Raw genomic sequence first — 11,799 nt, 5'->3', positions numbered from 1 at the left:
CGATCGCCCCCGCCGGCCCGGCGGCCCGGCGGCCCGGCGGCCCGGCGGCCCGGCGGCCCGGCGGCCCGGCGGCCCGGCGGCCCTTGATCGACTCGGGTTTCTTGAAGTTGGGCTATCAGCCGCGAGCGGTTGCCCCGGTTTTCAGGAAGCCGAGTGGATCAAGCGCCGGGTGTCCGGGTGAGCCCACGAACCGGGCGGACGCCGTTTCGGGCCGAGCCGTTTTGGCTCGTCCCGGTCGACCTGGTAACCTGGCTCTTCGCGCAGCGGTGACGCATGTTCGTCATCTCGCGCAGAAGCTGACCAACCCGAGCTATCAAGACGAGGCTGTCGCGTGGCGAACATCAAGTCCCAGATCAAGCGCAACCGGCAGAACGAGAAGGCCCGGCTGCGCAACAAGTCGGTCAAGTCGTCGCTGAAGACCGCCGTCCGGAAGTTCCACGAGGCTGCCGAGGCCGGTGACGTCGAGAAGGCCACCGCGCTCATGCTGGACGCCTCTCGCAAGCTGGACAAGGCCGTCAGCAAGGGCGTGATCCACTCCAACCAGGCTGCGAACCGCAAGTCCGCGATCGCGAAGCGCGTGGTTGCGCTCTCCGCCTGACGACTTCACCGTCAGACTGATTCGGAAAGCCCCGGGCCTCGGCCCGGGGCTTCCGTGTGTCCGCGGGCCGGCATCGTCTCCGTAGACCAGCCACTCGATCCGGGCTCGGGCCAGGCTCGATCCGACGGGGGCCGACGCTCAACCCGACGGGCCACGCTCAACCCGACCGGGGCCGACGCTCAACCCGACGGGCCACGCTCAACCCGACCGGGGCCGACACTCAACCCGACGGGCCACGCTCAACCGACGGGCCCGGTTCGCTCTGACGGGCCGGTCTCAGCGGAACGGGTCGGCGCGGCGGGTGGGCGCCGCCGGGTCGGCGGTGATCACCACGCCGCTGACGCTGTGCGAGACCCACTCCACTCGGGCTCGACCGACGACCGGCTCCATCTGCCGGCGAAAACGATCCCGTTCCTGCTCGGGCACGAGCGCGGCGGAACGGACCACGATCGCGGCCACCATGTCGTTGAGCTTGACCATCGCCGCCACCACGGCGGGCAGCACCAGTACCGCCCACCAGGTGACCAGCTCGGCGAGGGCGAGCAGCACGGCCAGCGCGATGGTGCCCTCGAAGAAGAGGAAGCACAGCACGCCGCCGGGGTTGACGAACCGGAGGCCGAGGAGTCGGGCGTAGAGCGGCCGATACCGCTCCTCGTCGACGGCGACAGTGGCCCACGCGGGGCGGTTCGTCCCCGTCACCTGGTGCCGCCCTGCCGGGCTGCCGCGACCGAGAAGACCGCGCGCTCCAGGGCGTACGCCCGGTCGTCGGAGCCGCCCTTGACGGCGGCGTTGCACTCGGCGGCGACCTGCATGGCCCGGACCAGGCCCTCTGGAGTCCAGCCGCGCCCCTGCCGCTGCGCCCGCTCGATCTTCCAGGCGGGCATGCCGAGGCTGCTGGCGAGCTGGTACGCGTTGCCCCGCCCGGCCGACGCCACCCGGGCCACAGTGCGCACCCCGTCGGCCAGGGCATCGGCGATGGGCACCGGGTCGACCCCGACGTGCAGGGCCCAGCGCAGCGCCTCCAGTGCCGCCGGAACGTCGCCGACCATTGTCGCGTCCGCCACGGTGAAGCCGGTCACCTCGACCCGGCCCCGGTAGTAGCGGCTCACCGTGTCGGCGCTGATCCGCCCGTCGGTGTCGGCGATCAGCTGGGAACAGGCGGCAGCCAGCTCGCGCAGGTCGTTGCCGACCGCCGCGATGAGCGCTTCGGCCGCGTCGTCGGTGCACTTTCCGCCGGCCCGGCGGATCTCGTCACGGACGAAGGCCACCCGGTCGCGGTGCCCCTTGAGCTTGGCTGCCGGGACGACAGTCGCGCCGGCCGCCCGCAGCCCGTCGGCGAACGCCTTGCCCTTGGCGCCGCCCAGGTGCAGCACCAGCAGTTGCACCTCCGGGTCGGGGTTCTTCGCGTACGCCAGTAGCGCGGTGACCAGGTCCTTGCGGGCGTCCTGGCCCGAACGCAGGATCAGCAGTCGCCTCCCGCCGAACAACGAAGGGCTGAGCATCTCGGCGATCTCGCCGACGGTGAGCGCAGAGGCCTGGTATTCGCGGACGTCCACCTCGGCGTCGACACCGCGGACCTTAGCGACAGCTTCGGCGACCGCGCGCGTGGCGAGTAACTCCTCGTCACCGAGGACGAGCACAATGGGTGCGAGGTTGGCGGCGGTCACGCCGCCCATATTCGCACGGCCCACGCCGGGATCGTGCCTGCTCATTCGCTGCTTGGTCGGCGCAGCCCGCACTCAGCGCAAATCCAGACATCTATCTCAATTGGCCACCTAATTCGCAATTCCCGCCACCGGGTTGGTTCGGACAAGGGTTGACCAGCGCCTGGCCGGCCGCCGCCCCGGAGCCCGGTGCAGGATCCAGCCGTGGGCAGTCGCCGGCGGACGCGGAGTCCCAGCGATGATGGGCGGACCATCCGCACCGTGACGCCGTCGGCTCAGGACTGCCGGCCCGGTGGGATTCCCCGCCGCGCCACGGCCAGGCCACCATCAGCCCGGATCGCCGCCAGGTCGCCGTCGGTGTCGGTACGCAGCACCCGGGTGCCACCCCTGCTCAGCCGGGCCAGTATTCCCGGGTTCGGGTGGCCGTAGGTGTTGCCGCTGCCCACCGGCACGAGCGCCACCGCCGGCCGCACCGCGTCGAGAAAGCCCGGGTCCTGATACGCCGAACCGTGGTGGGCAACCTTCAACACGTCCGCCCGCAGTTGCCCCGGCGCTGCCCGCGTCAGCAGCGCGTGCTGCTCCTCGGCCTCGGCGTCGCCGGGCAGCAGGATCCGCACCCCGCCCACCGTGGCGCGCAACACCAGCGAGTTGTTGTTCGGGTCGGACCTGGTGCCGGCCAGCGGGTACGGCGGGCCGAGCACCAGCAGGTCGACGCCTCCGATCGGGTGACGGGCACCGGCCACTGTGGTGAGCAGCGCGGCCCGGCCGGCGGTCGCCGCCAGCCGGACCAGATCCCGGCCGCTCTCCGGATCCGTCGAGGACGGCGTCAGCACGGCGCCTACCCGTCGCCCCCGGAACACCCCGGCCACCCCACCCACGTGGTCGGCGTGGAAGTGGCTGATCACCAGCAGTGGCACCTCCCGTACGCCGAGTCGACGCAGGCATCCGTCCACCGCACTCGGCTCCGGCCCGGCGTCGACCACCACTGCCCGGCCGGGAGCGACAGGCAACACCACTGTGTCGCCCTGACCCACCGCGCAGACCACCACTACCCAACCCGGCGGCGGCCAGCCAGCGAGCACCAGCCGCACCGGAAGCGCACCGAGCATCGAGGCGACGCCGACGACCGCCACCAGTCGGCGTACGAGGGGGCGGCGCACCGCGATCAGCAGTGCGACTGTCAACCCGGTCAGCAGCAGTGCCCCCGGGACCCCGCCGGGCCACGGCAGGGTGCCGCCCGGCAGTCGGGCGCCCTGTCGGGCGATGACCACCAGCCACCAGGCCGGCCAACTCGCCAGCCACGCGAGGATCTCGGCGCCGGACGGCCAGAGCGGCGACACCATGGCCGCCGACACGCCCAGCACTGTCGCTGGGGCGATGGCCGGCACCGCGAGCAGGTTGGCCGGCACCGCCACCAGGCTGACCGTGCCGGAGATACCGGCGACGACCGGCCCGCAGGCCAGTTGCGCGGCTGCCGGCACGGCCAACGCCTCCGCCAGGCCGGGCGGCACGCCACGCCGCCGCAGCCCGTCCCGCCACCGCGGGGCGAGCAGCAACAGGCCACCGGTGGCCAGCACGGAGAGCGCGAACCCGGGATCCCCGGCCAACTCCGGGTCGACGAGCACCAGCACTGTGACGGCGGCGGCCAACGCGGGCAGCGCGGCGCGGGGACGACCGACGGCAAGCGCGGCGAGCCCGATCGCCCCCATCGTCGCGGCCCGCACGACGCTCGGTGACGGGCGGACCAGGATGACGAATCCCACAAGCGCCACCACGCAGAGCCCCACGGCGAGCCACGGGCCGGCCCGCGCCCAACGCGCCAGCAACAACACCGCGCCTACCACAATTGCGACATTGCTCCCGGAAACGGCATTGAGATGTGTCATCCCGGTGGCCCGGAAATCGTCCTCGACGGCGGGTGGCAGTCGGCTGGTGTCGCCCACGACCAGCCCCGGCAGCAGCCCGCCCGGATCGTCGGACAGCGGTGCGCAGGCCCGTTGCAGACCGGCGCGAAGGGTGCCGGCGGCGCGCTGCGCCCAGGACGACACACCGTGCCGCTGCGGCGGGCCGTTGGTGCTGAGCACGGCCGCGGTCAGGTCACCACCCCGGGGGACGCCGAGTCGCCCCTCGGTGGTGAGGCGTTGCCCGGGCAGCAGCCCATGCCAGGCCGGGTCGGTGGCCAGGACGAGCAGCCGCACCGACGCGTGGATGCGTCGACCGTCCGGGCCGGTGAGGCGGACCAGTTCGCTCGGTACCAGCAGCATCCCCGGTCGCCCGGCGGAACGGATCGGGCGCGGATCGTCCCGGACCACCACCTCGGCGGTGACCAGAGCGCGCTGCTCGGTCAGGGCACGGATCGGCGGGGCGTCCCGGATGGCCAGTTGTGCGGCGGTGACCGCCCCCGCACAGACCACACCGAGGCCGACCGCCACGGCGATCCAGCCGTGGCGGCGGGCGATGACCCGCGGACGACCGAAGCGGCCGAGCAGGTGCAAGGCGGCGCACGCGGTCAGGATGGCCGCCACCCCGGCTACCAGCAGGAGCGAGCGGGTGCCGAGATGCAGGCCGGCGAGCGCGGTGAGCCACGTGGCCACGGCCAGCCCGGCGAGCCGCAGGTCCGGCGACGATGCCCGATCTTGGGCAGCGGTCTGCTGGCCGTACGGCGTCGGGTCACCGCTGTTCACACCGTCACCAGGTCCTTGAGCTGCTCGTACCGTGCGTCGCCGATCCCGTCGACCTGGCGCAGGTCGCCGACGGCCTTGAACCCGCCGTGCTGGTCCCGGTGGTCGAGGATGCGCTGGGCGAGCACCGGCCCGACGCCGGGCAGCGCGTCGAGCTGCGCCAGGGTGGCGGTGTTGAGGTTCAGTGGACCGGCGGGCGGTGCCGCCCCGCCCGCTGCCGGCCCGCCCGGCGGCGGCGTCACCCCGACCACGATCAGCTCGCCGTCGGTGACCTTGCGAGCGGGGTTGAGCAGCGCCACGTCGACCCCGGGAAGTGGGCCGCCGGCCGCCTGCACCGCGTCGGCGAGCCGGGACCCGGCCGGCAACCGCACCAACCCGGGTTTGCGGACCTTGCCCGCCACCGCCACCACCAGCTCACCCGAGCCGGCCGCGCTGGGGTCACCCGCCGGGATGGCCGACGCGGCCTCGCTGGCCAGCGGGGCGACCGGTTCCGATTGCGGTCGGGACCGCCAGGCCCAACCGGCGGCGGCCAACACCACCACCACGGCGACGACCGCCAACGCCCGCACACCGCGTCGCCCCGGGTCGAACGCGCCAGGCCCGGACAGCCGCGGGGCCACCGAGCCTTCCACGGCAAGGGGTACGCCCGCGTCCGGCTCCGCCACCGGTGCCCCGGCCCGGGGTGGCAGCACCCCATCCAGAGGTACGCCCACGAGCGGTGCCCCTGCCGGAGCTGACGACACGTCCAGCGGCGTGTGCGTCAGCCGGCGCAGCCGCTGGCGTACCTCGGTCTCCTCGTCGTGTGACACAGGGCGACGCTACGGCGACAGCGGAGACGGTGGGGTGTGGCAGCGTCGCCCTGTGGATAACTCGCGCCACTGTGGACAACGCCCTGATCAAGCGCAGATCTGCTAGCGGTTCCCGCCCTCGGATCGGAATGTGGGCCCTGGAGGCGCTGCCGCCATCGCGTGAGTCCCAGAAACCGCTGGCGCGGGAGACGATGGGCCGGCAAAGATCCGATGGCGGAGGTTGGCCGCGTGCGAACTCGACTACGGCGGATACGGATCGGCGGGCGCACCTTTGTGTGACGCGCGGTGATTCACTGCGTGCCGGGCAGCGGCGACTGCCACCGGGGCATCCGCGTTCGAGCCTGGGGCGCCGGGGTACGCCGTCTCAGTCGGGCATTGCCATTGCGTGGCTCACCGCCAGGCTCAGGAGCCGTTGTCGGTCGGCGTCCGGGTCGAACGCGTCCCGCAGCGAGATGTCCCGGCTGGCCCGGGTGACTGGCTGGTCGAGTGCTGGGACGTCAAGGCCGCTACGGCGGACCAGCACAAGTGCCGTGGACAGATACCCCTCGATCATGGACTTGAGAATGGGGTGGTTTGTCGACAGGTACCGCGCGGTCAGGACGTCGACGAACGCCGCGAAGGTGTCCGGGTCGATCTGGTACTCATCCCGGCCGACATCCGGTCCGACACCCGATGGGCACTCGGCAACCGGCACCATCGCTTCGGTCATGCGGAAGAACAACTGCGCCACAGCGTTGGACGGGTTCCACAGCACCAGATCGCCGACCTGAAAACATTTACTCACCGCACCATGATCGCAGCTGGCCGGAGTGACCGGTCACCGTCCTAGCAGTCGGAGAGCATCATCGTGAGCAGTGATTTCGCGTTCTGGAAGGTCGGCGTGGGCGACCCCGGCGAGATCTACGACGGCTTGGCTGACGGCGAGACCGACGTCCTCCAACCGCACCCCGACGTCACCCGCTTCCGAGGCGAGCTGTTGTCGCGCTGGCCCGATCTGGTGGACGTCCTCGAACCGACCGAACACGACCTCGTCGACGCGCCCGACGACGCGGCGAAGTACGTGCTACTCACCCTTCCGGTAAGGATCCTCGGCCATCTCGACGACATCTACGAGCTGGCTCGGCAGCACGGACTACGCGGCTACAGCGGGGTGGCCGACGAAGCGTTCTAAAGTGTGTATCGATGTGAGTGGTTCCGGGCCGTCCTTACCTAGACTGGCCGCATGCGGCAGGCGCTGAAAGACCTGACCTTCTCCGAGCATTCCGAGTGGTTCGGCCTGGGCCCGCTGGCGATCGCCGTCCTGGCCGGTATCCGCGCGTTCGTGGCCGACGAGCACTTCGCCCGCTGGGCCTGGACCGTCATCGCCGTACTCATGCTGATCGCCTGCGCCGTCTACGTCATCTGGACCAGGAAGAGGCGGTCCTGAGCGGTCTGGAGGGCAGCCACAGGCATAGACCGTACGGCCGTTGGTGCCGGCCCGGTGGACTGCCCACCCAAGCCGGCACCCCTCCTCGACGAGCGGGGGTGCGCCGCCCCCGACATCGGTCGCTACAGGTACGGCCGGGTGATGATCTCGATCGCGTGCCCTGCCGGGTCGAAGAAGTAGAAGCCCCGTCCACCGTGCTCGGTGTTGGTCTCCCCCTCGCGCTTCAGTTGCGGGTCCGCCCAGTAGGTGATGCCGCGCCCCTCGACGAACGCCAGACACCGCACGAACAACTCGTCGTCGACGAGGAACGCGTAGTGCTGCATCTGGATGTCCACCGGTGGCTCGGCGAACTGAAGCAGCTGCCCCTCGTCCAGTTGCACGTTGACGAAGGGCCCCCACGAGGGCGCCTCCGGCAACTCGAACAGCTCCCGGTAGAACGCGGCCGACGCGCTCTTATCCTTGCTGGCGATGATTGTGTGGTTGAACGTGACTGTCATCCGTACCGTCCTCTTCCCGGTCGATCCGAAGACCCGACCGGAGGCCCAGAGCCCTCCGCAGCCACAGCGATGACAAAACCCCGAGGGCACCGACGCCCCGGATCCCGCACGAGAGACGCGGTCATCGCGTCGATCTCGGCGTGGTGGCTGAAGTAGCCAGAACCTCCGGGGGGTAGGCCCATCTGGGGCGCGCACGGAGGGTAACACGACGGCGTGGGCCGAATCATTCACCGCTTCTGAAACATGATGGAAGCGACGTCCGCCATAACCGTGAGCGCCCAGTCAAGCTGTCGGCAATCGTTGCGGCCGTGGCACTCCAGGCACCCGCCTGCCCGCCATGGGCGGGCAGACCAGACACCTCAGGAGTGCTGAAGTCCAGGAGAATCGATCATGCCGACGAGACCGCCGCACTACCACCGCGTGGCGGACGACATCGAGCAGAAGATCCGCTCGGGCGAATACCCACCGGGCCGACAACTGCCATCGGTGTCCGAGATCGGTGCGCTTTACAACGTGGCACGCTCCACGGCCTACCGGGCCGTCAAGGAGTTGCACGAGCGGGACCTGGTCTACGGTCAGCAGGGGCAGGGCGTCTTCGTCGCCGACAGTTAGACATCTGATCGGCACGAACGATCCGGTGTCAGCGGGCCTCCGGGTCGAGGCCGAGCACTGCTCGTCCCCCGTCCACCGGCAGGATCACCCCGTTGACGAAGCTCGCCGCCGGCGACAGCAGGTACGCGACGGCCTCGGCCACCTCGTCGACCCGCCCGATCCGGCCCACCGGGTGCAGCCGACTCAGCTCGGCGTCGATCCACTGGGCCTGCGTGGGCTCCTGCGCGGCCAGGAACTCGGCGTGCCGCTCGGTGGCGATCGAGCCGAGCGCGACCGCGTTGGCGCGGATGCCGTACTTCCCATACTCGACGGCGAGTGCCCGGGTCAGCCCCTCCACGGCGGCCTTCGCCGTCGCGTACGGCAGGGCGCCCGACACGGGCCGGCGGGCCTGGTGCGACGAGACGTTGACGATCGCGCCGCCGGCGGCGCGGGCCAGGAACCGGCGGACGGCCACTGCGGCGCCCACCACGGCCGGCCGCAGATTCAGCCCGATCAGGTCCAGGACCGTGTCGGCCGACGCGGAGTGCAGTGCGGCGTCGCGGAACACCGCCGCGTTGTTCACCCAACCGGTCAGGGGCGCCGCGCGTTCGGCCAGCTCGGCGGCGTGCTCGGCCACGCGCTCGTCGGCGGCGTCACCGAACACCGCGACGAGTCGGTCGGCGGCGGGATGCCCGGCGAGCCAGTCCGCGGCGTCGGCGTCGTGCTCCAACACGACTACTGTGGCACCGGTCGCCACCAGGCGTTCCACCACGGCCCGGCCGACACCGCGACCACCGCCGGTCACCACACACGACGTGGGCACCGCTCAGCGCTCCGGTCGACGGTGGACGACCACGCAGGCCAGGCCCGGCCCGGCGTGCGCGGCGACGACAGCCCCCGCCTCGGAGACGTACGTGTCGTGCAGCCGGTCGCCGAGCCGCCCGGTCAGCGCGGTGCCCAGCGCCTCAGCCCGTTGCGGCGCGGCCAGGTGGTGCACGCCGAGATCCACGTCGTCGTCCCCGGCCGCCTCGACGGCCAGGTCCACGAGGCGGGCCACCCCCCGGCTGGCGGTGCGGACCTTCTCACGCAGCACGATCGCCCCGTCCGGCATGTGCATGATCGGCTTGACGGACAGGGCCGTACCGAACAGCGCCTCGGCCGCGTTGATCCGGCCACCCCGGCGGAGAAACTCCAGCGTGTCGACGTAGAAGAAGACGGTGGTGCGGGCGACGGCGGCGAGCGCCGCGTCGCGTACCCCAGCGAGGTCGGCGCCGACCTCGGCGGCGGTGGCGGCCGCGATGGCCGGAAAGCCGAGTCCCATGCCGGCGGACCGGCTGTCCACGACCTCGACCCGGCCGTCCAGGTCCGCGGCGGCCAGCCGGGCCGCCTCCACAGTGCCCGACAACGCGGCGGAGAGGTGCACCGAGACGATCCCGTCGGCGCCGGTGTCGAGCAACTGACGGTACGTCCGCGCGAACTGCTCCGGCGCCGGTCGGGAGGTGGTCGCCGTGACCCGGCGGGCGCTCAGTGCCAGGGTCGCGTCGGCCGGCTGGGTCTCCACCCCCTCCAGCCCTTCCGCGCCGTTGAGCACGACGGTCAACGGAACGACTGTCAGCCGGTGCGCCTGCACCAGCTCGGGCGGAAGGTAGGCGGTGGAGTCGATGACAACCGCGACGGGCATGCCCGGCACGCTAGCCGATCGAGGCCTCGAACGCCGAGGTGCGAGAAGCTCAGATCGCGTCGACGGCGACCGGCGCGGTGACCAGGCCGACGTTGTGCGCCCGCAACTGCCAGCCACTGACGTCCTGTGGGCGCCCGACGGTCGGCGCGCGGTCGTCGTGCCGCAGCTCGCTCCAGTGGCAGTTGGCCAGCGAACCGATGGTGCGCAGCACGCTGGTGTCCCAGCCGAGCAGGTGACCGATGCCCTGCCGGGAGCCGCCGCCGTGAGTGGCGATCACCACGGTGCCGCCGGGAGCCGCTTCGGCCGCCTCCCGCAGTGCGGCGCCGACCCGTTCGCCGAGAACGTGCAAGGGTTCGAGATCGGCGCCCGGGTCGGGGTCGCCGGCCCGCCACCGCGCGTACTCCTCGGGGAAACGCTCGGCGACCTCGGTGAGGTGCAGTCCCTGCCACTGGCCGAAGTGCCGCTCGCGCAGCCGGGCGTCGGTGCGGACCGGAAGCCCGGTCAGCGCGGCGAGCGCCGCGGCGGTCTCCGCGGCGCGGCTCAGGTCGCTGGCCACTATCGCGTCGGGCCGCAGCGCCGCGAGCAGCGGGGCAGCGGCGCGGGCCTGGTCGCGACCCAGTTCGTTGAGGGGTACGTCGGTCTGCCCCTGGACGCGGTTGGCGGCGTTCCAGTCGGTGTTGCCGTGCCGCCAGACGATCAGTCGGGTCATTCGGCGGCGGCGGACGACCCGCTGGCGTCGGCCTCGACCAGGTCGCGGTCGACGAACGGGATGGTGGGGCAGTCCTTCCAGAGGCGGTCGAGCCCGTAGAACTCGCGCTCCTCGGTGTGCTGGACGTGCACCACGATGTCGACGTAGTCGAGCAGCACCCAGCGGCCACCACGCTCGCCCTCGCGCCGCACCGGCTTGGCCTTGTCCGGCAGCTCGAGCAGGCTCTCCTCGATGGCGTCCACGATGGCCAGCACCTGACGCTCGTTGGGGGCGGCGGCGAGCACGAACGCGTCGGTGATGGCGAGCTGGTCGCCGACGTCGATGATCGTGATGTCCTGCGCCTTCTTGTCGGCGGCGGCCTGGGCGGCCGCGATTGCCAGCTCGTGAGCGCGTTCGGAAACTGTCACCGTTCTCCTTCGATCAAGCGTGCGATCCTCCAAGCGTCTCATACCCGACGACGCCCCGACCGTGCAGTTCTGGTCGGTTGAATGCACGAACCATCCGAAATCCGGCGGGGTCAGCCCTGATAGAGGCTGCGCTTCGCGATGTACTGCACCACACCGTCGGGCACCAAATACCAGACCGGCTCGCCCCGGGCCACCCGGGCGCGGCAGTCGGTCGACGAGATGGACATCGCGGGCACCTGGATCAGGCTGACAGTGTCCGCCGGAAGGTGCTCGTCGGTCAGCGGGAAACCGGGCCGCGTCACCCCGATGAAGTGGGCCAACTCGAAGATCTCGTCCAGATCCTTCCAGGACAGGATGCGTTGCAGGGCGTCCGCGCCGGTGATGAAGAACAACTGCACCTTGGGGCCGTACTCGGCCTGGAGGTCGCGCAGGGTGTCGACGGTGTAGGTCGGCCCACGACGGTCGATGTCGACGCGGCTGACCTGGAAGCGGGGGTTGGAGGCGGTGGCGATGACAGTCATCAGGTAACGGTCCTCGGCCGGGCTGACCGGTTCGTCGGCCTTCTGCCACGGCTGCCCGGTCGGGACGAAGACCACCTCGTCCAGGCCGAACCGGTCCGCCACCTCACTGGCCGCGACAAGGTGACCGTGGTGGATCGGGTCGAAGGTGCCACCCATGATCCCGATCCGCCGGATATCTTCCTCCACCAGATGATCGTAGGCCGACCGTCGGGACC

General features: G+C 71.4%; 15 protein-coding genes. 4 read left to right on the top strand and 11 right to left on the bottom strand.

The features are described 5' to 3' along the window. Positions 1-331: 331 nt before the first annotated feature. Complete coding sequence (gene rpsT, locus AB0A95_RS29235) at positions 332-598, top strand: 30S ribosomal protein S20 (RefSeq protein ID WP_030336508.1); 267 nt, start codon at positions 332-334, stop codon at positions 596-598. Positions 599-874: 276 nt separating this feature from the next. Here the strand turns inward: rpsT and AB0A95_RS29230 are convergent, their stop codons facing one another. From AB0A95_RS29230 to AB0A95_RS29210, 5 genes are all read right to left on the bottom strand, one after another. After that, positions 875-1,297 (bottom strand): hypothetical protein, encoded by a 423-nt coding sequence (locus AB0A95_RS29230; RefSeq protein WP_357558950.1) that lies wholly within the window; start codon positions 1,295-1,297, stop codon positions 875-877. Next, on the bottom strand, positions 1,294-2,274 hold the full coding sequence (holA, locus tag AB0A95_RS29225) for a DNA polymerase III subunit delta (RefSeq protein WP_357558952.1): 981 nt from the start codon (positions 2,272-2,274) through the stop codon (positions 1,294-1,296). The genes AB0A95_RS29230 and holA overlap by 4 nt, the downstream gene beginning before the upstream one ends. 263 nt (positions 2,275-2,537) lie before the next feature. After that, positions 2,538-4,877, bottom strand: a complete 2,340-nt coding sequence (locus AB0A95_RS29220) for a ComEC/Rec2 family competence protein (protein ID WP_357558951.1) — start codon at positions 4,875-4,877, stop codon at positions 2,538-2,540. Between the two features lie 65 nt (positions 4,878-4,942). Continuing rightward, positions 4,943-5,752, bottom strand: a complete 810-nt coding sequence (locus tag AB0A95_RS29215) for a ComEA family DNA-binding protein (protein ID WP_357558949.1) — start codon at positions 5,750-5,752, stop codon at positions 4,943-4,945. Between the two features lie 364 nt (positions 5,753-6,116). Continuing rightward, a complete protein-coding gene (locus AB0A95_RS29210; RefSeq protein WP_357558948.1) occupies positions 6,117-6,536 on the bottom strand; it encodes a DUF6086 family protein in 420 nt (139 codons plus the stop codon). A 63-nt stretch (positions 6,537-6,599) separates the two neighbouring features. On the opposite strand from AB0A95_RS29210, the gene AB0A95_RS29205 reads away from it, so the two are divergent. Then, positions 6,600-6,923 carry a hypothetical protein gene (locus tag AB0A95_RS29205; protein ID WP_357558947.1) on the top strand — a complete coding sequence of 108 codons (324 nt, stop codon included), beginning with the start codon at positions 6,600-6,602 and terminating at the stop codon, positions 6,921-6,923. Between the two features lie 51 nt (positions 6,924-6,974). Then, a complete protein-coding gene (locus tag AB0A95_RS29200) occupies positions 6,975-7,178 on the top strand; it encodes a hypothetical protein (RefSeq protein WP_357558946.1) in 204 nt (67 codons plus the stop codon). Between the two features lie 122 nt (positions 7,179-7,300). Here the strand turns inward: AB0A95_RS29200 and AB0A95_RS29195 are convergent, their stop codons facing one another. Further along, positions 7,301-7,675 carry a VOC family protein gene (locus AB0A95_RS29195; RefSeq protein WP_357558945.1) on the bottom strand — a complete coding sequence of 125 codons (375 nt, stop codon included), beginning with the start codon at positions 7,673-7,675 and terminating at the stop codon, positions 7,301-7,303. Between the two features lie 390 nt (positions 7,676-8,065). On the opposite strand from AB0A95_RS29195, the gene AB0A95_RS29190 reads away from it, so the two are divergent. Continuing rightward, complete coding sequence (locus AB0A95_RS29190) at positions 8,066-8,287, top strand: GntR family transcriptional regulator (RefSeq protein ID WP_357558944.1); 222 nt, start codon at positions 8,066-8,068, stop codon at positions 8,285-8,287. A gap of 28 nt (positions 8,288-8,315) precedes the next feature. Here AB0A95_RS29190 and AB0A95_RS29185 read toward each other — a convergent pair whose 3' ends face one another. From AB0A95_RS29185 to nadD, 5 genes are all read right to left on the bottom strand, one after another. Further along, positions 8,316-9,089, bottom strand: a complete 774-nt coding sequence (locus AB0A95_RS29185; protein ID WP_357558943.1) for an SDR family oxidoreductase — start codon at positions 9,087-9,089, stop codon at positions 8,316-8,318. 3 nt (positions 9,090-9,092) lie between these two features. Then, positions 9,093-9,947 (bottom strand): DegV family protein, encoded by an 855-nt coding sequence (locus AB0A95_RS29180; protein WP_357558942.1) that lies wholly within the window; start codon positions 9,945-9,947, stop codon positions 9,093-9,095. A 49-nt stretch (positions 9,948-9,996) separates the two neighbouring features. Next, a complete protein-coding gene (locus tag AB0A95_RS29175) occupies positions 9,997-10,656 on the bottom strand; it encodes a histidine phosphatase family protein (RefSeq protein ID WP_357558941.1) in 660 nt (219 codons plus the stop codon). Continuing rightward, the gene (gene rsfS, locus AB0A95_RS29170) at positions 10,653-11,063 is read right to left on the bottom strand and encodes a ribosome silencing factor (protein WP_357077026.1); all 411 of its coding nucleotides are present in this window, start codon (positions 11,061-11,063) and stop codon (positions 10,653-10,655) included. Before rsfS ends, AB0A95_RS29175 begins: the two co-directional genes overlap by 4 nt. A gap of 110 nt (positions 11,064-11,173) precedes the next feature. Next, positions 11,174-11,770, bottom strand: coding sequence for a nicotinate-nucleotide adenylyltransferase (gene nadD / locus AB0A95_RS29165; protein WP_357558940.1), 597 nt, complete (start codon positions 11,768-11,770; stop codon positions 11,174-11,176). Between the last annotated feature and the right edge of the window lie 29 nt (positions 11,771-11,799).

The organism is Micromonospora sp. NPDC049230, from assembly GCF_040647875.1.
GTDB lineage: Bacteria > Actinomycetota > Actinomycetes > Mycobacteriales > Micromonosporaceae > Micromonospora.
Note: the sequence above shows the minus strand (reverse complement) of the source record. Positions and strands in the feature narration are given on the sequence as shown.